General features: G+C 70.7%; 17 protein-coding genes and 1 rRNA gene. 10 read left to right on the top strand and 8 right to left on the bottom strand.

From position 1 onward, the window contains the following. The 5 genes from rrf to ACFW0G_RS36300 all read left to right on the top strand — a co-directional run. Positions 1 to 94 (top strand): 5S ribosomal RNA (gene rrf / locus ACFW0G_RS36320); the annotation flags it as partial. Between the two features lie 393 nt (positions 95 to 487). Next, a complete protein-coding gene (locus ACFW0G_RS36315) occupies positions 488 to 1330 on the top strand; it encodes a helix-turn-helix domain-containing protein (protein WP_378330018.1) in 843 nt (280 codons plus the stop codon). A gap of 54 nt (positions 1331 to 1384) precedes the next feature. Continuing rightward, on the top strand, positions 1385 to 2698 hold the full coding sequence (locus ACFW0G_RS36310) for an FAD-binding oxidoreductase (protein ID WP_378330017.1): 1314 nt from the start codon (positions 1385 to 1387) through the stop codon (positions 2696 to 2698). Between the two features lie 19 nt (positions 2699 to 2717). Beyond that, positions 2718 to 3326, top strand: a complete 609-nt coding sequence (locus ACFW0G_RS36305) for a dihydrofolate reductase family protein (RefSeq protein ID WP_378330016.1) — start codon at positions 2718 to 2720, stop codon at positions 3324 to 3326. A gap of 63 nt (positions 3327 to 3389) precedes the next feature. Then, the gene (locus tag ACFW0G_RS36300; protein ID WP_378330015.1) at positions 3390 to 3773 is read left to right on the top strand and encodes a PPOX class F420-dependent oxidoreductase; all 384 of its coding nucleotides are present in this window, start codon (positions 3390 to 3392) and stop codon (positions 3771 to 3773) included. A gap of 3 nt (positions 3774 to 3776) precedes the next feature. Here ACFW0G_RS36300 and cobF read toward each other — a convergent pair whose 3' ends face one another. Further along, positions 3777 to 4541: a precorrin-6A synthase (deacetylating) gene (gene cobF / locus ACFW0G_RS36295; protein WP_378330014.1), complete on the bottom strand. Its 765-nt coding sequence runs from the start codon at positions 4539 to 4541 to the stop codon at positions 3777 to 3779. A 137-nt stretch (positions 4542 to 4678) separates the two neighbouring features. Here cobF and ACFW0G_RS36290 point away from each other — a divergent pair, with 137 nt between their 5' ends. Genes ACFW0G_RS36290 through ACFW0G_RS36280 form a run of 3 tightly spaced genes read left to right on the top strand, consistent with a single transcriptional unit; the run spans position 4679 to position 7604 of the window. After that, positions 4679 to 4885 carry a heavy-metal-associated domain-containing protein gene (locus ACFW0G_RS36290; protein ID WP_378330013.1) on the top strand — a complete coding sequence of 69 codons (207 nt, stop codon included), beginning with the start codon at positions 4679 to 4681 and terminating at the stop codon, positions 4883 to 4885. Beyond that, positions 4882 to 7122, top strand: a complete 2241-nt coding sequence (locus ACFW0G_RS36285) for a heavy metal translocating P-type ATPase (protein WP_378330012.1) — start codon at positions 4882 to 4884, stop codon at positions 7120 to 7122. Before ACFW0G_RS36290 ends, ACFW0G_RS36285 begins: the two co-directional genes overlap by 4 nt. Positions 7123 to 7163: 41 nt before the next feature. Then, entirely contained in the window at positions 7164 to 7604 is a 441-nt protein-coding gene (locus ACFW0G_RS36280) for a pyridoxamine 5'-phosphate oxidase family protein (RefSeq protein WP_378330011.1), read from the top strand. Positions 7605 to 7618: 14 nt separating this feature from the next. Here ACFW0G_RS36280 and ACFW0G_RS36275 read toward each other — a convergent pair whose 3' ends face one another. The 4 genes from ACFW0G_RS36275 to ACFW0G_RS36260 all read right to left on the bottom strand — a co-directional run bounded on the left by ACFW0G_RS36275 (position 7619) and on the right by ACFW0G_RS36260 (position 10953). Next, on the bottom strand, positions 7619 to 7900 hold the full coding sequence (locus ACFW0G_RS36275) for a metal-sensitive transcriptional regulator (RefSeq protein WP_378330010.1): 282 nt from the start codon (positions 7898 to 7900) through the stop codon (positions 7619 to 7621). Between the two features lie 79 nt (positions 7901 to 7979). Then, positions 7980 to 9242: an ABC transporter substrate-binding protein gene (locus tag ACFW0G_RS36270; RefSeq protein ID WP_378330009.1), complete on the bottom strand. Its 1263-nt coding sequence runs from the start codon at positions 9240 to 9242 to the stop codon at positions 7980 to 7982. Positions 9243 to 9326: 84 nt separating this feature from the next. Next, positions 9327 to 10124 (bottom strand): hypothetical protein, encoded by a 798-nt coding sequence (locus tag ACFW0G_RS36265; protein ID WP_378330023.1) that lies wholly within the window; start codon positions 10122 to 10124, stop codon positions 9327 to 9329. Positions 10125 to 10233: 109 nt separating this feature from the next. Continuing rightward, on the bottom strand, positions 10234 to 10953 hold the full coding sequence (locus tag ACFW0G_RS36260; protein WP_378330008.1) for an MgtC/SapB family protein: 720 nt from the start codon (positions 10951 to 10953) through the stop codon (positions 10234 to 10236). Between the two features lie 166 nt (positions 10954 to 11119). Between ACFW0G_RS36260 and ACFW0G_RS36255 the strand changes: the two genes are divergently transcribed. After that, the gene (locus ACFW0G_RS36255; protein WP_378330007.1) at positions 11120 to 11800 is read left to right on the top strand and encodes a maleylpyruvate isomerase family mycothiol-dependent enzyme; all 681 of its coding nucleotides are present in this window, start codon (positions 11120 to 11122) and stop codon (positions 11798 to 11800) included. A 21-nt stretch (positions 11801 to 11821) separates the two neighbouring features. Here ACFW0G_RS36255 and ACFW0G_RS36250 read toward each other — a convergent pair whose 3' ends face one another. From ACFW0G_RS36250 to ACFW0G_RS36240, 3 genes are all read right to left on the bottom strand, one after another. Then, positions 11822 to 13177, bottom strand: coding sequence for a copper resistance CopC/CopD family protein (locus ACFW0G_RS36250; RefSeq protein ID WP_378330006.1), 1356 nt, complete (start codon positions 13175 to 13177; stop codon positions 11822 to 11824). Next, a complete protein-coding gene (locus tag ACFW0G_RS36245; protein WP_378330005.1) occupies positions 13174 to 13755 on the bottom strand; it encodes a hypothetical protein in 582 nt (193 codons plus the stop codon). Before ACFW0G_RS36245 ends, ACFW0G_RS36250 begins: the two co-directional genes overlap by 4 nt. Before the next feature lie 155 nt (positions 13756 to 13910). After that, complete coding sequence (locus ACFW0G_RS36240; RefSeq protein WP_378330004.1) at positions 13911 to 14591, bottom strand: winged helix-turn-helix transcriptional regulator; 681 nt, start codon at positions 14589 to 14591, stop codon at positions 13911 to 13913. 305 nt (positions 14592 to 14896) lie between these two features. Between ACFW0G_RS36240 and ACFW0G_RS36235 the strand changes: the two genes are divergently transcribed. Further along, entirely contained in the window at positions 14897 to 17161 is a 2265-nt protein-coding gene (locus ACFW0G_RS36235; protein WP_378330003.1) for a TOMM precursor leader peptide-binding protein, read from the top strand. Positions 17162 to 17199: the final 38 nt, after the last annotated feature.

Raw genomic sequence — 17199 nt, 5'->3', positions numbered from 1 at the left:
AACGCCCGGTCCCATTCCGAACCCGGAAGCTAAGCCTGACTGCGCCGATGGTACTGCAACCGAAGGGTTGTGGGAGAGTAGGACACCGCCGAACATTTCTTGAATAACGGTAGGGCCCCGGTCGAGAACCCCACGGTTCTCCCGGGGCCCTACCGGCGTTTTGCCATGCCGTGAACACTCCCGTCGACCACTGCGCGGACCTCGAATCACCCACCGAGAGCCAGCCGCGGAAAGGCCTCCCAGAGAGGGGCCGGGGCCCTCACGGACCTGCCACCGCCTGGCCGCGGGAGAGCCAGGACTTGCCGACCGGAGCGTTCGGGACAGGCCCCTCACCTCACACGCCACCGAACCCGGTGTCGCCAACGACGCGTACGCGACATTCACCGTCCCCAACGGAGCGTTCGCGACACCGGCGGCGGGCAAGTGCCCCAAGCCGTGTCCCAGCCGAGCCTTGACGTCAGTCCCGTTCGGACGGTTCGGTACGAGGGTGACCGTGGTGGAGTCCTACGTCGAGCGTTCCCCGGTGCCGGAACTGGCGGGGGTGGTGCGGACAGTCTGGATCCAGCGCACCGGCGCGGCGGCGTACGTGCAGCGGCACCTGCCCACGGGCGGGGTCGAGATCCACTTTCCGCTCGGGGGACATCCGCGGCTGCTCGGTCCACTGACCGGCCCGGCCATCGAGGTCATTCCGCCGCGGACCACCATCGTCGGCGTGCGGTTCCGGCCGGGGACCGCACCGCCTCTGCCGGTCGTGCTCGACGACCTGGTGGATCAGCACATCGAGCTGACGCAGTTGTGGGGAAGCACGACGGACCGTCTCGTAGAGGCGATGGCCCTGTCCGGGACGCCCGAGCGGGCGCTCCTGGTTTCGCAGGCCCACCTCGTCCAGGAGTTTCGCAGTGCGGTCCGTGTGGATCCGCTGGTGGGCGAAGCCGTGCGGGCGCTGATGCCCTGGCACCCCGTCGACATCGACAGTCTGGCCACCCACCTGGCGCTCTCCACCAGCCAGTTGCGCCGCCGCTGCCTGCACACGGTGGGGATGAGTCCCAAGGTCCTCCAGCGGACGTTGCGTTTCCAGGGCTTCCTCGCTCTGGCTCAGGCCGGCGCCGTGGCCACCGGGCGGCGAGGTGCGGACGGCATGGCGGGACTGGCGGTCGACGTCGGGTATGCCGACCAGGCCCACCTCAGCCGGGAATGCCTCCGCCTGACCGGCCTCACCCCACGCCAGCTCCTCGGTGGTGACATCGACCGCTGCGCCTGCGGTCACGAGCACGCCGCCTCCTACAAGCCCTTTCTCATCACCCGTGGCAGACCGCCGCTCCGAATCTGACCATGCGCGATTTGTTCAAGAATCGTTGGCACGTCGCTCATAGAGTTCGTCCTCGTGCCCGACCTGACCGAATTCCGCGCCTCGCTCGACGGCGAGTTGTTCAGTCCCGGTTCGCCGGGCTACGAGGCGATCCGCCGTCCGGCCGGCGCCGCCTACCGGGAGGTGCGTCCCCGGCTGGTGGTCCGGTGCCGTTCGGTTTCGGACGTCGTCGCCACCATCACCTACGCGGCGGCCACCGGGGACCGCGTTGCTCCTCGGGGCGGCGGGCACTGTTTCGCGGGCCGATCGTCGACGGACGGGATCGTGCTCGACCTGTCCGGCCTCGACGGCGTCTCCGTCGCCGAGGACGGGCTCGCCACGATTCGCGCCGGGGCCCGGCTGGGAGCGGTGTACGCGGCGCTGCACACTCACGGCCGGACCGTGCCTGCGGGATGCGGCGCGAGCGTCGGCATCGCGGGGCTCACCCTGGGCGGCGGGATCGGGCTTCTCGGGCGGAAGTACGGGCTGACCTGCGATCGCCTCGTCGGCGCGCAGGTCGTGCTCGCGGACGGCAGCGTCGTGGAGTGCGACCACGACCGCGAACCCGACCTGTTCTGGGCGCTGCGCGGCGCGGGCGGGGGCCAGTTCGGTGTGGTCACGTGCCTGCGCTTCGACACCGTCCCCGAGCCGATCACCACGCGCATCGAGGCGCGCTGGCCGGGCATCGCCGTCGACGAACTGGTCGCCACGTGGCAGGCCTGGGCACCCGACGCCCCGGATGAGCTCACCGTCAACCTCACCCTGGTGTCCGAGCCCGGCGCACCCGTCCGGGCCGTCCTTTTCGGAGCGTCCACTCTCGGGGAGGAAGCGACCCGGGAACTGCTGCGGGAGTTCACCGATCAGGCGGCGGACCTGCGCGCCGATCTGCCCTACTCCTGCCTGAAAGACACTTTCGCCGATCTGGACCCGCGAGAGTTGCCCGAACGAGCTGTGCGGATCCGGTCCGAGTTCTTCTCCCACGCGATGTCCGACCGCACTCTCGCCTCGCTCCTCGCCCAGCTCGGCGAGCCGAGGACCACGGGCAGGCGGGAGATCACCTTCACCGCGATGGGCGGGGCCTACAACAGGCTCGCCGAGGACGCCACCGCGTTCGCCCATCGCGGCGAACGCTTCCTGCTCGAACACATCGCCGACGCGGCCGACCCGTGGGTGGGCCGTTCCTGGGCGACCGCCCATGCCGAAGGGGCCGGGCGGGTCTACCCCAACTTCCCGGACCCCGATCTCGGCGATGGGGCCACGGCGTACCACGCGGGCAACTACCCTCGGCTGGCAGCGATCAAGAGGGCCTACGACCCGCGCCGGTTCTTCGACTTCCCGCAAGCCATTTGATCACCAGCGAAGGACAAAGATGAGCAAGGTCTTCAGCGCACTCGCCGTCTCGGTCGACGGCTTCATCAGTGGTCGCACCCCCGACGGCGAAAAGGAATTCGGACGCGGGCTCGGTGACGCGCCCATGCTCTTCGACTGGTACTTCGACGGGGACACGCCGAGCCGGGTGCTCGACGGGTTCAAGCTCAGCGAGCCGAGCGCCCGGGTCTTCGACACCTTCGCCGCACGAGTGGGAGCGGTGATCGCGGGACGCACCACCTACGAACATTCCAGTCATTTCGGCGGGGGTGGCCCGCACCCGGCGGCGCCGTTCTTCGTCGTCAGCCACCGGCCCGTGCCCGAGATCAGCGAGACGCAGACCCTCGTCACCACCGGCGTCGAGGACGCCATCGCCGCGGCCCGCGCCGTGACTCCCGACGGCAAGGACGTCGCCCTGATGGGCGGCGGCCTGGTCACCGAGGCGCTCAAGGCGGGACTCGTCGACGAACTCGTCCTCCACCAGGTACCCGTGCTGCTGGGCGCCGGGCACAGCTTCTTCCGGGAACTCCCGGAGCACGTCCGCCTCCGCCTGCTGGAAGCCGTCCCGGCACCCGGCGTGACCCATCTCCACTACGAGGTGATCCGATGAGCCGAGCCACCGGCTTCGTCCCGAAATTCGACACGACCAAACCACCGCTGAAGGAGCAGACCCATGCTTGAACCCGACGTGCGCAGCGCACTCGAGGGCACCTCGCTCGCGCACCTCGCCACCGTCCTGCCGGACGGCTCGCCCCATGCGGTTCCCGTCTGGGTCGGTACCCACGGCGACCGCGTCGTCATCATCACCGGTCCGGGCTCGCGGAAAGCACGTAATCTGCGCCGCGACCCCCGGGTGGCGCTGTCCATCGCGCCCGCCGACAACCCGTTCAGTCCCGTCGTCATTCGGGGGCGGGTCGTCGAATGGATCGAGGGTGACCCGGCGTGGGAGATCGTCGACCAGTTGTCCACGAAGTACATCGGCACGCCGTACTCCCGTGAGCAAGAGCGCGTCGTGGCCGTGATCGAGCCCGAACGGCAGACCGTCGGTATCGGCTGACGGTTACGCGGGGCGTCGGCGGAGCAGGTAGACGTCCATGATCCAGCCGTGCCGGGCGCGGGCCTCGGCGCGGGTTTCGCGGATCCGGGCGGACAGCGCGGCGTCGAGCGGGCCGGAAAGCAGGATCTCGTCCGGCGTGCCGACGTACGCGCCCCAGAAGATCTCCAGCCCGGCGTCGGTGAACCTGTCGAACGTCGTCTGCGCGTCGAGCATCACGAAGACGTCGTCGGCGCCCTCGGGCCAGCCCGAAGCCAGGCGGCGGCCCGTGGTGAGCTGCACCGCGGTCCCGATCTGGTTCATCGTCGTCCGATGCCGGGCCACCAGCGCGGACACGCTGCTCACCCCGGGCACGACCTCGTACTCGAACGTCACGGTCCCGCGCGCCAGTACGGCCTCGATCAGGGTGATGGTGCTGTCGTACAGCGACGGGTCACCCCACACCAGGAACGCGCCGTGCTGCCCTTCGGCCAGTTCGTCGCGGATCATCCGCTCGTAGACGTCGGTTCGCCGCCGATGCCAGTCGGCGACCGCGGCCAGGTAGTCCTCGGGCTCACGATCGCGGGGCGGATCGGTGGCGCGCACCACGCGGTACCCGGGCCGGGTCACGAACCGGTCGAGGATCTCCTGGCGCAGGCGGACCAGATCGGCCTTCTCGTCACCCTTCTCCAGCACGAAGAACACGTCGACGCGGTTCAGCCGGTCGATCGCCTGGACCGTGAGGTGTTCCGGGTCGCCGGCGCCGATCCCGATCGCGTAGATCCTCCGCATGCGGGGAAGTCTGCCTTGTCCGGCACCGGGTCCCGCGCGGGGGCGGGGTGGCAAACCCGTACCCCCAAGGGGTATAAAGGCGGTAGGCGGTGATCACCACCGCGGAACCAGCACCGAGCGCCGAGGAGCCGAGCCCGATGACCGAAGCCACCTACATCGTCGAGGGTATGACCTGCGCGCACTGTGCCGGCTCCGTGCGCGAAGAGGTCGGCGAGCTCGCCGGCGTCGCTTCGGTCGACGTGGACGTCGCCACCGGGTACGTGAAGGTCACCAGCGAGGCGCCGCTGACCAGGGACGAGGTCGAGGCGGCGGTGACCGAGGCCGGCTACCGGCTGGTCTCATGACCGCGACGGCCGCGCCGCACCGGGTCGAGCTGACGATCGGCGGGATGACCTGCGCCTCGTGCGCGGCGAGGGTCGAGCGCAAGCTCAACAAGGTCGACGGCGTGTCCGCTTCGGTCAACTACGCGACCGAGAAGGCCCACGTCGAATACCCCGAGTCGGTGTCCGTCGAGGATTTGATCAGCGTCGTCGAGGCCACCGGGTACACGGCGAAGGTGCCCCGGCCCGAGAAGCCCGAGGCTGAGGCCGCCGCGCTTGAAGACGAGACGCGTCCGCTGCGTGACAGGCTCATCTGGTCCGCGGTGCTCTCCGCCCCGGTGATCCTGCTGGCCATGATCCCCGCGCTGCAGTTCACCAACTGGCAGTGGCTTTCGCTGACCCTGGCCGCACCGGTCGTCACCTGGGGTGCGTGGCCGTTCCACCGCGCCGCGTGGACGAATCTGCGCCACGGCGCCGCCACGATGGACACCCTGATCTCGCTCGGTGTCGCCGCCGCCACGCTCTGGTCCCTGTACGCCCTTTTCTTCGGTATGGCCGGGATGCCGGGCATGACCCACGGCTTCGAACTCTTCGCCGAACCCGGGTCCGGCGGTGCCGACATCTACCTTGAGGTCGCTTCCGGGGTCACGACGTTCATCCTCGCCGGGCGCTACTTCGAAGCCCGGTCCAAGCGCCGCTCCGGCGCCGCGCTGCGCGCCCTGCTCGAACTCGGCGCGAAGGACGTCGCTCTCCTGCGGGACGGTCGTGAACTGCGGGTACCGATCGGCGACCTCGGCGTCGGCGATCTGTTCGTCGTGCGGCCCGGCGAGAAGATCGCCACCGATGGGGTGGTCACCGAGGGCGGCTCCGCCGTCGACGCGAGCATGCTCACCGGGGAATCCGTGCCGGTCGAGGTCGGTCCGGGCGACGCCGTCGTCGGCGGCACCGTCAACGCGGGCGGCAGACTGGTGGTCCGCGCGAGCCGGGTCGGCGACGACACCCGGCTCGCGCAGATGGCGCGGCTGGTCGAGCAGGCGCAGAACGGCAAGGCCGCGGTGCAGCGGCTGGCCGACCGCGTGTCCGCGGTGTTCGTCCCCGTGGTGATCCTGCTCGCCCTCGGCACGCTCGTCGCCTGGCTCGCCACCGGTGCCGAGGCCGACGCGGCGTTCACGGCCGCGGTCGCGGTGCTCATCATCGCGTGCCCGTGCGCGCTGGGGCTCGCCACGCCGACCGCGCTGCTGGTCGGGACGGGTCGCGGCGCTCAGCTCGGCATCCTCATCAAAGGCCCGGAGGTGCTCGAATCGACCCGGCGCGTCGACACGATCGTGCTCGACAAGACCGGCACCGTCACCACCGGCCGGATGAGCCTGCTCGACGTCCATGTGACCGGCGGCGCGAGCGAGGACGAGGTCCTGCGGCTCGCGGGCGCGGTCGAGCACTCCTCGGAGCACCCGATCGCGAAGGCCATCGCCGACGGCGCCGCGGAACGCGTGGGCGCGCTGCCCGCGGTCGAGGAGTTCCGGAACACCGAGGGGCTCGGCGTCACCGGGATCGTCGAGGGCAAGGCCCTGATCGCCGGGCGCGCGACGCTGTTGCGTCAGTGGAGCGTCGAGATCGGCGACGAACTCGACGAGGCCAGGATCGCGGCCGAGCAGCGCGGCGCGACCGCGGTGTTCGTGGCCTGGGACGGCAAGGCCAGGGCGGTGCTCGTCGTGGCCGACACGATCAAGCCGACCTCGGCGCAGGCGGTCGCCGAACTGCGCGCGCTCGGCCTGCGGCCGGTGCTGCTGACCGGCGACAACGAGGGCGCGGCGAAGGCGATCGCGGCCGAAGTGGAGATCGAGCACGTCATCGCCGAGGTCATGCCGGAGGACAAGGTCGAGGTCGTCCGGCGGCTGCAGTGCGAGGGCCGGGTGGTCGCCATGGTCGGCGACGGCGTCAACGACGCGGCCGCGCTCGCCCAGGCCGACCTCGGGCTGGCCATGGGCACCGGAACCGACGCGGCGATCGAGGCGGGGGACCTGACGCTCGTGCGTGGTGACCTGCGGTCCGCGGTGGACGCGATCCGGCTGTCCCGGCGCACGCTCGCCACGATCAAGGGGAACCTGTTCTGGGCCTTGGCCTACAACGTCGCGGCGCTGCCGCTGGCCGCGCTGGGCCTGCTCAACCCCATGCTCGCGGGCGCGGCGATGGCGTTCTCCTCGGTGTTCGTGGTGACGAACAGCCTGCGGCTGCGTGGCTTCCGCGCGGTCGCGAACTGACCGTCCCGGAATTGTCGGTGGTCGCCACTACCGTCGGGGGCATGGCGTTATCCGTGCAAGAACGAGAGCAGTTCCTGGCCGAGCCGCACATCGGAGCGCTGGCGGTGGCGTGGGCACCCGATCGCGCCCCGCTGACGGTCCCGATCTGGTACCAGTACACGCCGGGCGGCGAACTGTGGATCAACACCGGGCCGGACTCGCGGAAGGGCAAGGCGATCAAGGCCGCGGGCCGGTTCAGCCTGATGGTTCAGCGGACCGAACCGACGGTGCGCTACGTCTCGGTGGAGGGGCCGGTCACCAGGATCGAGCCGGGTGGCCGGGAGCGGACCACCGAGATGGCCGCCCGCTACCTGCCGCCGGACCAGGTCGAGGGCTACGTGGAATACGAGCTGACGCAGCTCGGTGAGCACGTGGCCGTCTTCATGCGTCCGGAGCACTGGCTGTCCGCGGACCTCAGCCCGGCCCCGCCCGAGGCGGGGTGATCACCTGAGGCGGCTCAGGAACGCACCAGCCGCGCGATGGCGTCGGAGGCCTCGCGGACCTTGAGGTCGGCCTCCTCGCCCCCGGCCGCGGCGGCCTGCACCACACACGTGGCGAGGTGCTCGTCGAGCAGTTCGAGGGAGAACGACTGCAGGGCCTTCGTCGCCGCGGACACCTGCGTCAGGATGTCGATGCAGTACTTGTCCTGCTCGACCATCCGCTGCAGGCCGCGGATCTGGCCCTCGATCCGGCGCAGGCGCTTGAGGTAGGCCTCCCGTTCGCTGCTGTACCCCGCCATGCCACCTGACCCCTTCGTTGTCGTCCGATGCTCCCAGTATACCCACCCGGAGTATGTGGCCCACGATAGCTGACCGGGGTCACGGGATGATCTCCTTCGAGTTCAGCGCGTTGGTGAGCCGTTCGCGCAGCTCGGCGGCCGTGGCGGGTGGGTCGATGGCCGACGGTGGCGAAAGCACCTTCGAGATCACCGTCGACAGGCTCTGGTACGCCGGCGTCAGCGGGCGGACGGCGGCGTCGGACAGTTCGGCCAGGATGTCGGCCTTCATCGGGAACCGCGCGGCGATCGTCGAACGCGGCTGTGCCGGATCGAGCGGTGTGTTGTCGTCGTACACCGATCGGGTGGTAGGGGCGAGACCGTCCTCGATCGCCTGGTATTTCTGGTTCTGGGGATTGCGCAGGCACAACGCGGCCTCGAACGCCTCGGGCTTGTGCTTCGAGTAGCTGCTGACGGCGAAGTTGAATCCGCCGATCGTGACCCGGCTCGGCGTCCCCGGCAGCACCTCGGGGTATCGCGCCCAGCGCAGATGCCCGACGTCGTGTGGCTTCTCCTTGGCGTAGGAGGCGAGGACGTACGGCCAGTTCAGCTCGAACGCGCCCTGTCCACGCTGGAACGCCTGCCGGACCTCGTCCTCCTTCTGACTCGCCAGCGACGCGTCGGTGATCCCGGACGTCGTCAGCTTTTTCAGCAGCTCCAGCGCCCGGACCGCGCCGTCGTCCAGCACCACGGACCGGCCGTCGTCGGACAGGATGTGGCCGCGCAGGGAGGCCACGAGCGTGTTGTAGAAGACGACGAGGCCCTCGTACTGGGCGCCGGTGAACAGGATCGACGACGGTTTTCCCTCGGCCTTCAGCCGCTCGGCCCGCGTGATCATCTCGTCGAACGTCTTCGGCGGCGTGGTGGTGATCCGGTCGTCGTACCAGAGCAACTGGACGTTGGTGTGTTTCGTGGCCGCGTAGAGCCTGCCGTTCCAGCGCGCGGTCGACAACGGGCCGGGCAGGACGTCGCGGGTCGCCTCGGCCTCGGCGGCGCCGGTCCACGGCTCGGCCCACCCCGCTTCGGCGAATTCCGGTACCCACGTGACATCGAGGCCCAGCACGTCCAGCGAGGTGTCGCCTGCCGCGAGCCTGCGCACCAGCTGTTCACGCTGGCCGTCCGCGCTTCGGGGCAGCTTGTGGTACTCGATCCGGTACCGCCCGCCCGATGCCGCCGAGCAGCTGTCCACCACGTGCTGGAGGTTGTTCTGCGGGTTGACGTACAGGGTGATCGTGAGCCCCTGGCCGCTTCCACAGGCGGTGAGCGTGCTCGCGCACAGCACACCCGCCAGCGCCGCACTGGCCATTACCGAATTCGGTCGCACGAAGCCCCCGCTCTCGCCGAGATCCACCGATGATCCGGGGACAGCGGCCCGGGGACAAGCCGGGGGTCAGCCGCCGCCCGCGACGTCGGTGAGCGCGGCGACCGGTTTGATCCGCTGGACCGGAACGGCGGGTTTCTCCGCGCCGGGTTCGGGATCGAGGGCGGAATTGGCCTTCGCCAGCAGGTCACGGCACCCGGCGAGGCTCGCGGCGAGCCTGGCGCGGACGTCTTCCAGTGCGGCCACCTTGCCCTCGGCTTCGGTGACGATCTTCTGGGCGCGGGCCCCTGCCTCGCGCACCCGCCGTTCGGCCTCGGCTTTCGCGGCCGCGTCGCGTTCGGCCAGCTGCCGCATCGCGTCGGCGCGCCGCAGCGCCATCGCCTGCGCGAAATCCTCTTCGAGACGCGCCCGCCGCGCGGCGGCCTCCTCGTCCAGCTCGCGGCGGCGTTGCTCGGCCTGGCGCGAGGCCTCCTCGGCGTCGGCGACCAGTTTCCGCTCCCGCCGGGTGAGCTCGACCGCTTCCAGTTCGGCGTCCCGCCGGGTCTGCTCGGCCTTTTCCCGCGCCCGCGTGGTGATTTCGGCGGCCTCTTCGCGGGTGAGCTCGATCATTCGCCGCGAACGCTCCTGTAACGCGTCCGGCGCGATCGGGGTACGGCTGATCCGGTCGATCCGCGCGCGCAGCTCGCGGTTCTCCTCGGCGAGCCGGGCCGCCTGGCGCCGCGCGTCGTCGCGTTCGGCCGTCCTCCGGCGTAGCTCGGTTTCGGCCAGCTCGACGAATTCCCGGACCTGGCCACGATGGAAACCGCGCCATGCCAGGTCGAAGCCGGTCGCTGAGCGGGCCTTCTCCTCGCCACCACCGGGGATCATGCTCACCTCCCATTTGGATGGTTTCTCCTCGGCCGCGTGTTTTCGTTGCGGTACCGGGGTTTCGGCTGCCACCAGTGTGCCGTATCCGGGGCGATCGCGCCCGTGCCGGTTATTCCTCGACCGGATCCTCCGCGCCCGTGGCGGTGCTGCGCACCCCGGGCAGCTCCGCGAGTTCGGCGGTGAGGTCGGGAAGATCACCGCGGCCGTCCAGCAACAGCGTGACCATCGCGACCCGTTGTCCTTCCTCGGAAACCGTTTCCCGGTCGACCGCGACTCGCACCACGATCCAGCCGCGGCCGGTGCACGTCTCCAGCACGGCGCGGAGCACGCCGTGCCCGTCGTTGTAGCTCAGCCGCACGATCGGCGGCTCCTTGCGGTGCCGCGCGACGAACTTCGCCAGCGGCGGGAAACCCCGCGTGATCACGAATAGCCCGATCGTGGTGGCCACGGCGAGCACCGGCAGGCCGGCGCCCGAGGCCATCCCGACCGCCGCCGCCACCCACACGGTGGCCGCGGTGGTCAGCCCGCGGACCGCGTCCCGCCGCACGAAGATCAGCCCGCCGCCGACGAAGCCGATCCCGGACACGATCTGCGCCGCGATCCGGGACGGGTCGAGCGCGACGTGCTCGGTGCTCAGCAGATCGGCGAAACCGTACTTCGAGACCAGCATGAACACCGCGGAACCGACCCCGACCAGGGTATGTGTCCGCAGGCCCGCGCTCTTGGCCCCGGCCTCGCGCTCCATGCCGATCGCGGTGCTGAGCACCAGGGCGAGCAGCACCGGCGGCAGCAGGGCCCACTGATCACCCGTGGACCACAGGGCGTGCACTGACGATCGCCTCCGTCCTTCGCGTCGATCACCGTCCTGGGTCACCTTGCACCTTCTCCGATTTCGCCGTGCGGGCACCCCGGTGCCCTGGTGCGCACGGCGTGAGAACCGCGGGCCCGGCACCCCGCACATACTGAGCGTCACCGAACTCGCGAGGAGGCCGGGTGTGACGATCAGCGAGCAGAACGCCGCGGTGGCGGAGGACTACGTCGGCTATTCCGAAGTGCGGCGCAACATCCGGAAACTGCTCGAGGAATATCCCGGCGCCACCACGCGGTACGTGCCCGCCTGTCCGGAGTGGACAGTCGGTGACCTGCTCGCGCACCTGGTCGAAATCGCCGAACGCGCGCTGGCGCGCTTCGGGGCCGCCGTGCCGCCCGTGCACGGGAAGCTCCGGCTCGGCGAGCTCCTCGACCGGTGGGACGTCCTCGGTGCCGAGATCGAACTGCGGCTCGAGTCGGCGGGCGGGCAGCGCGGCGACGTCCTGGTGACCGACGCCTTCACCCACGAGCTGGACCTGCGCTACGCCCTCGGCCTCGGCTTCCCCGCCGAGCACGTGGCGTGGGTGGCCAGTTTCGAAGTCCTCGTCCGCGGGTTCTCCGGGTCGATCGTGGAACGCGGGCTGCCCGCACTGCGCATCGTCACCCCGGGCGGCAGCGCCTGGCTCGCCGGGGCGGGACCCGCCGGTGCCATCCTCACCGCGCGGCCCGACGTGCTCTACCGCAGCCTCGCCGGTCGGCGGTCGCTGGACCAGATCAGTGCGCTGACCTGGTCCGCGGACCCCGGGCCCTGGCTGCCCGCGTTCGCATGGGGCCCGTTCCGCCCGCCCACGGCCCGCATCGAATGAGCCGCCGCCGGGTCGCGTGACTCAGCCGGTGGGGGACATCGACGAGAGCATCGCCGCCAGCCCCAGCACCGCCGTCGCCAGCACCACCTCCGCGCCGACCGCGAGACGCAGGCGCCGCAACTGGACCGTCCGTACCGCGGTTCCGCCACCTTGCCCGGCCACCTCGTGCAGGATCGCCCGCCGCGCGACGTTGGCGAGCGCGAGCAGCCCGGCGAACCCGGCGAGCTTGAGCAGCAGGATCACCCCGTAGGTCGTCGACCACAGCGCGGCAAGCGACGGCACCGTCCGGACGCCCAGGTACGCCCCGCTGAGCACGACCACCACGACCGACGTCGCGGCGGTGCGGGAGAACCGGGCCACCACGGCGCCGGGGTCCTCGCCGTCGGAAGGGCGGCGCAGGCACAGCGCCAGCTGGACGAGCCCGCCCGCCCACACCGCGATCGCGCCGAAATGCGCCAGGTCGGCGGTGACCGAGAAGAACATGATCGGATCCGTCACCGCGTGCCCCGAGGCGGAAAAGGTCAGCAGCACCACGAACCCGGCCACCATCGCGAGGTTCTCGTACCGCGACCGCAGCCGTTCGGGCAGCGTGCCGCGCGGCACCAGCAGCCGGGGGACGAGCCAGGCCAGCGCCCCGACGGCGGCCAGCCGCAGCAGGAGGAGCTTCCCGTACGCGACCCGCAGCGTCGAGGCGAGCATCTCCGGGTCGAACACAGCCGACACCCCGCGGCCGGCCACGTACGGGCCCTGCAGGAGGAACCCGGCCACCGCGGTGACCGCCGTGAGCACCCAGCCGTAGCGCAGCACCTGGCGTACCCGCGGGTCGGTCCGCCCCGCCGGACGGCAGGTCAGCACGAACACCAGCCCGCCGAGCAGCGCGACCCCGGCGAACGAAACCCACCGGAACACGGTGAACAACACGTCCACCAGCGCGTCGGTGCCGGTCGCCGCCGACACCGCCCCGGCGGAGGTGACGAGCGGCCCCGCTCCGACGACGAAGGCGAACGTACCCCGTACGGGATGCGAGTCCGCCGAGACGAACGCGTACTCGACCAGGTAGCTCGCCTCGGGCAGGTTCGGCTTCAGCCGGACGGCGAGTTCCTCGGCGACGGTGCCGGGCTGGAACACCGGCCCGTCGTCGACCCGGTTGCCCCGCTGGTCCACGACGTGGATCGCGCCGGGCTGGATGCCGACGTTCTCCGAGAGCACCACCGACACCTGGGCCGGGGACGTGCCGAGCCGGGTGCCGTCGCGGGGTGTCGCGGAGATGATCTCGACGTGTGCCGACGCGGGTGCGGCGGCGAGCACGCCCAGCCCGAGCCAGCCCGCCAGGAACAGCAGCAGCGTGAGACCGCGCCGCGCGGTCCGCGTCCTCACGACCCGGACAGCGCGGGAGCCGTGGGCCGGGGCGCCCCGCAGGAGCAGCCGGTCCGCGCGCGTTCGGCGGCCGGCGCCCGCCGGTGCAGGATCACCGCGACGATCATCGGGATGGTGACGATCGTGTTGTAGAACAAATGCAGTTCCACCCGGGGGATGAACAGCTGAATGATGCTGGACGGCACCTTCTGCCCTGCAAAACGCCAGCCCGTCTGCGCCTGCAGCAGCAGGAGCAGATGTTCGATGTGGTGCCAGAACTGGATTCCCAGCGCCAGGTTCCACCATTGCCGCGAACGCCCCGCGAAACCCTTTCGCAGCAGGAACAAAGCGATCAGCATGACGATCGCGTAACCGTAGTGCAGCCATTCCGAACTGATCAGCCACGGAAAGGGAATACCGAGAACGCCGCGCGCGTCGGGGGTTTTCCACCCCAGCGCGTAGATCTGGAACGCCTGCGCGAGGTGCTCGGCCCAGTGTGCGAGCACGACGACCATGAACGCCGCGAGGGCCAGATGGTGGTATCTGCTGTTCAGGCTTCCCAGAAAACCGGTCGGCCGCGTGATTCCGGACGTCGACATGGCAGGCCCCTTAAGCCGGTCACGAACACGATCGTTTCGACGATAGTCGTTCGTCCTGCTTGGACGGTTACTCCGGATTGCCGATAATGGACGGCCGGTTGCGCCGTTCGGCGGATTGTCCGCGGGTTTTCCGGGGACAATCCGCGCCGTGAAGGTCAGCCGATGCCTTCGGCAGGCGTGGGCGGCGCCGGGATGTGGAACAGCTTCGTGAACAGTTCGAGATGCCCGATCTCGCCCTCGATCCGCACCTTCCCGGTCCGGACGGCGTCCGCGGCGGTCAGCCGTCCGGCCAGGACGTCGACGAAACCGGGGCCGGTCGGCGCGACGACGAGGTCGGCCCCCGGATGCGAGCCTTCGCCCGCCTTGAGGGTGCCGTTGTCGATCAGCGCGTGGACGACCACGCCGTTCTGGTGCCGGATCTCGTAGGCGATGTGGACACCGACGGCGTTGTCGGGGCGGAAGGTGGTGTAGAGCGAAAGAATGGCGGAATCGAGGGTGAGGATTTCGCCGGGCGCGGGATGACCGAGGGAGCGGGCTCCCCACAGGCCGAGGTCGAGCACGATCTGGTCGAGTTCGCTGCCGTATTCGGTGAGCTCGTACACCACGCCGGCGTCCAGCTGCGGCAGGACCCGGCGGCGGATGACGCCGGACTGCTCGAGTTCGTTGAGCCGCGCCGAAAGGAGGCTCATCGGGATCTTCGGCAGGGTCCGCTGGAGATCGGTGAACCGCTTCGGGCCGAGTACGAGGTCGCGGATCACGAGCAGCGACCAGCGCTCCCCGACGAGATCGAGCGCGCGGGCGAGGCCGCAGAACTGTCCGTAAGTGCGCGTGGTCATACGTCGGTCCTTACTTGCTCGGTGGTGCCCACAGTGCGCCCGGTGCCGAAGGCGCGGCGGGCGCACGTCCTCTTCGTCGACTGTGACCGAGACGCCGCCTCGAAACCAGTGCCCTCGGCACCCGTCGGGCGTGGGTTCCTCCCCGGTGGCACATGCGTTTCGCATATCAGGCCGGTGTGGCAGGCACTGGCCGTCCACCCGCCGTCGACAGGAGGATCTGCTGCAACCCGGTACGTCCCACCACGGCAGGGAGTGCTCATGCGTGAGTCAGTGTCGGTACCAGAGCGATCCCGGCCCGGTGCGCGATGACCACCGGGGCGGTCAGTCCGACGCTGGCATTCAAACGGCATCTGCGGGCGGAGATCAGCGAGGGGAACGGTGCCTACCTGTTCTCCGAACAGGGCGTGATCGCCATGCGCGGCGCGCACATCGCGTCGCTGGCCGCCCTGCTGGACGGGACCCGCGGCCTGGACGACCTGCTCCGCGCCCGGCCCGACGGGATGGTGCCCGAGCAGGTGACCGGGCTGCTGGCGCGGCTCGTGGAGGCCGGGCTGATCAGCCTGCGGACACCGGAGGACCAGGCCGCCGACGAGCGCACACTGGCGTACTGGGACGCGGCGGGCATCGACGCCGCCGCCGTCGCGCGGGGAAAACCCGCCGGCGTCCGGCTGATCGCCGTCGGCGACGAGGTCGACACGGCACAGGTCGAGCGGGCGCTGGCCGATGCCGCGCTCGAACCGGACCGCGGCGACCGCGGTCTGGCCACCGGCCTTTCCGTCGTGCTGTGCGAGGACTACCTCGACCCGCGGCTGGCCGACATCGACGCCGAGCACCGCCGGACCGGGCAGCCGTGGCTGCTCGCGCGCCCGGTCGGCGCGCAGGTGTGGATCGGCCCGTTCCTGCAGCCCGGCGAATCGGGCTGCTGGCACTGCCTGGAGAGCAGGCTGTGGGGCCACCGGCACGCCGAGGCCTGCGTCCAGGCGGTCCTCGGCCACGTGGGCCCGGCGCGGCGCCCGGTGTCCACGGTGCCGCCGCTGACCGCCGCCGCGGCGCATCTCATCGCGCTCGAGACGAGCAAATGGCTTGCCGGGTACCGAAATCCGGGACAGCGGTGCGTCTGGGTGCTCGACACGCTCGATCTGCACGGCAGGCTGCACGAGCTGCGCCGCAGGCCGCAGTGCCCGGAATGCGGGGACCCGGGACTGGTGGCCGCGCGGACGGCGCATCCGGTACGGCTGCGCCCCGCGGTCAAGGTGACCTCCTCGGGCGGTGGGCACCGCACGCTCACCCCGGTGCAGGTGCTCGACCGCTATCGCCACCTGGTCAGCCCGGTCACCGGGATCATCAAGGAGATCCGGCGCGACCGGAACGCGCCGCCGTTCATCAACGCCTACCGCTCCGGGCTGAACACCGCCCGCGCGGTCACCGGGCTGGCCGGGCTGCAGGCGGGACTCCGCGGGGAGAACGGCGGCAAGGGCGCGACCCCGATGGACGCCGAGGTCGGCGCGCTCTGCGAGGCGGTGGAACGGTTTTCCGGCAACTACCAGGGCGACGAGCTGCGGGTGCGCGGGTCGCTGCGCTCGCTCGGCGGCGAAGCGGTGCATCCGAACAGCTGCATGCTCTTCGACGAGCGGCAGTACCGGGACCGCGCGCGGTGGAACGCCGAGCACGCGCCGTTCCAGAACGTCTGCGAGCGGTTCGACGAGGACGAAGAGATCGACTGGACACCGGTGTGGTCGCTGGCCGGGCGCCGCAGGCTGCTCCCGACCGGTTACCTCTACTACGGCGCGCCGCTGGAGTGCGGGATCCGCGGCGTACGCGCGGATTCGAACGGCTGCGCGGCCGGAAGCAGTCTCGAGGACGCGATCCTGCAAGGGACACTGGAACTGATCGAACGCGACGCGGTGGCGTTGTGGTGGTACAACCGCACGCCGGTGCCGGGCGTCGACCTCGGCGCGTTCGGCGATCCGCTGATCGCGGAGATGGCCGGGCACTACACCGACCTCGGCCGCGAGCTGTGGGCGCTGGACGTGACCTCGGATCTGGGCGTGCCGGTGATGGTCGCGCTGTCCCGGCGGACCGACGGGCCGCAGGAGCAGATCATGATGGGCCTCGGTGCGCACCTCGACCCGCGGATCGCGCTGCGTCGCGCGGTGACCGAGCTGAACCAGCTGCTCCCCGCCCTCGGCGCCGAGGGCGCGGCGTTCGGCGACGTCGACGCGGACCGCTGGATGCGCTACGCGACCGTGGCCAATCAGCCGTACCTGCGGCCAGCCGCGGGCGTACCGGCCAGGACGCAGGCCGACTTCGAGTTCGTGCACCGGAAGGACGTGCGTGACGACGTGGTCGCGCTCGGCCGCCTGCTGGCGGCCCGCGGCATGGAGATGCTCGTCCTCGACCAGACCCGCCCCGACGTCGAGCTGCCGGTCGTCAAGGTGATCGTGCCGGGGCTGCGGCCGTTCTGGGCGCGCTTCGCGCCCGGCAGGCTGTTCGACGCCCCGGTACGGCTGGGCAGGCTGACCGAGCCGACGCCGTACGAGCGGCTGAATCCGTTCCCGCTGTTCCTCTAGGGAGGACGGCTCCGGGAAGACCGGCGACACGGAGTACA

It is taken from the genome of Amycolatopsis sp. NPDC058986 (assembly GCF_042741125.1).
Taxonomy (GTDB): domain Bacteria; phylum Actinomycetota; class Actinomycetes; order Mycobacteriales; family Pseudonocardiaceae; genus Amycolatopsis.
This window is presented reverse-complemented; position numbering and strand designations above follow the sequence as displayed.

Excerpts from the sequence above, each read along its gene's own strand:
- ACFW0G_RS36300 (WP_378330015.1), top strand. The coding sequence starts at position 3,390 with ATGCTTGAACCCGACGTGCGCAGCGCACTCGAGGGCACCTCGCTCGCG.
- ACFW0G_RS36290 (WP_378330013.1), top strand. The coding sequence starts at position 4,679 with ATGACCGAAGCCACCTACATCGTCGAGGGTATGACCTGCGCGCACTGT.
- ACFW0G_RS36235 (WP_378330003.1), top strand. The coding sequence starts at position 14,897 with ATGACCACCGGGGCGGTCAGTCCGACGCTGGCATTCAAACGGCATCTG.
- ACFW0G_RS36240 (WP_378330004.1), bottom strand. The coding sequence starts at position 14,591 with ATGACCACGCGCACTTACGGACAGTTCTGCGGCCTCGCCCGCGCGCTC.
- ACFW0G_RS36285 (WP_378330012.1), top strand. The coding sequence starts at position 4,882 with ATGACCGCGACGGCCGCGCCGCACCGGGTCGAGCTGACGATCGGCGGG.
- ACFW0G_RS36270 (WP_378330009.1), bottom strand. The coding sequence starts at position 9,242 with ATGGCCAGTGCGGCGCTGGCGGGTGTGCTGTGCGCGAGCACGCTCACC.
- ACFW0G_RS36275 (WP_378330010.1), bottom strand. The coding sequence starts at position 7,900 with ATGGCGGGGTACAGCAGCGAACGGGAGGCCTACCTCAAGCGCCTGCGC.
- ACFW0G_RS36265 (WP_378330023.1), bottom strand. The coding sequence starts at position 10,124 with ATGATCCCCGGTGGTGGCGAGGAGAAGGCCCGCTCAGCGACCGGCTTC.
- ACFW0G_RS36280 (WP_378330011.1), top strand. The coding sequence starts at position 7,164 with ATGGCGTTATCCGTGCAAGAACGAGAGCAGTTCCTGGCCGAGCCGCAC.
- ACFW0G_RS36245 (WP_378330005.1), bottom strand. The coding sequence starts at position 13,755 with ATGTCGACGTCCGGAATCACGCGGCCGACCGGTTTTCTGGGAAGCCTG.
- ACFW0G_RS36305 (WP_378330016.1), top strand. The coding sequence starts at position 2,718 with ATGAGCAAGGTCTTCAGCGCACTCGCCGTCTCGGTCGACGGCTTCATC.
- cobF (WP_378330014.1), bottom strand. The coding sequence starts at position 4,541 with ATGCGGAGGATCTACGCGATCGGGATCGGCGCCGGCGACCCGGAACAC.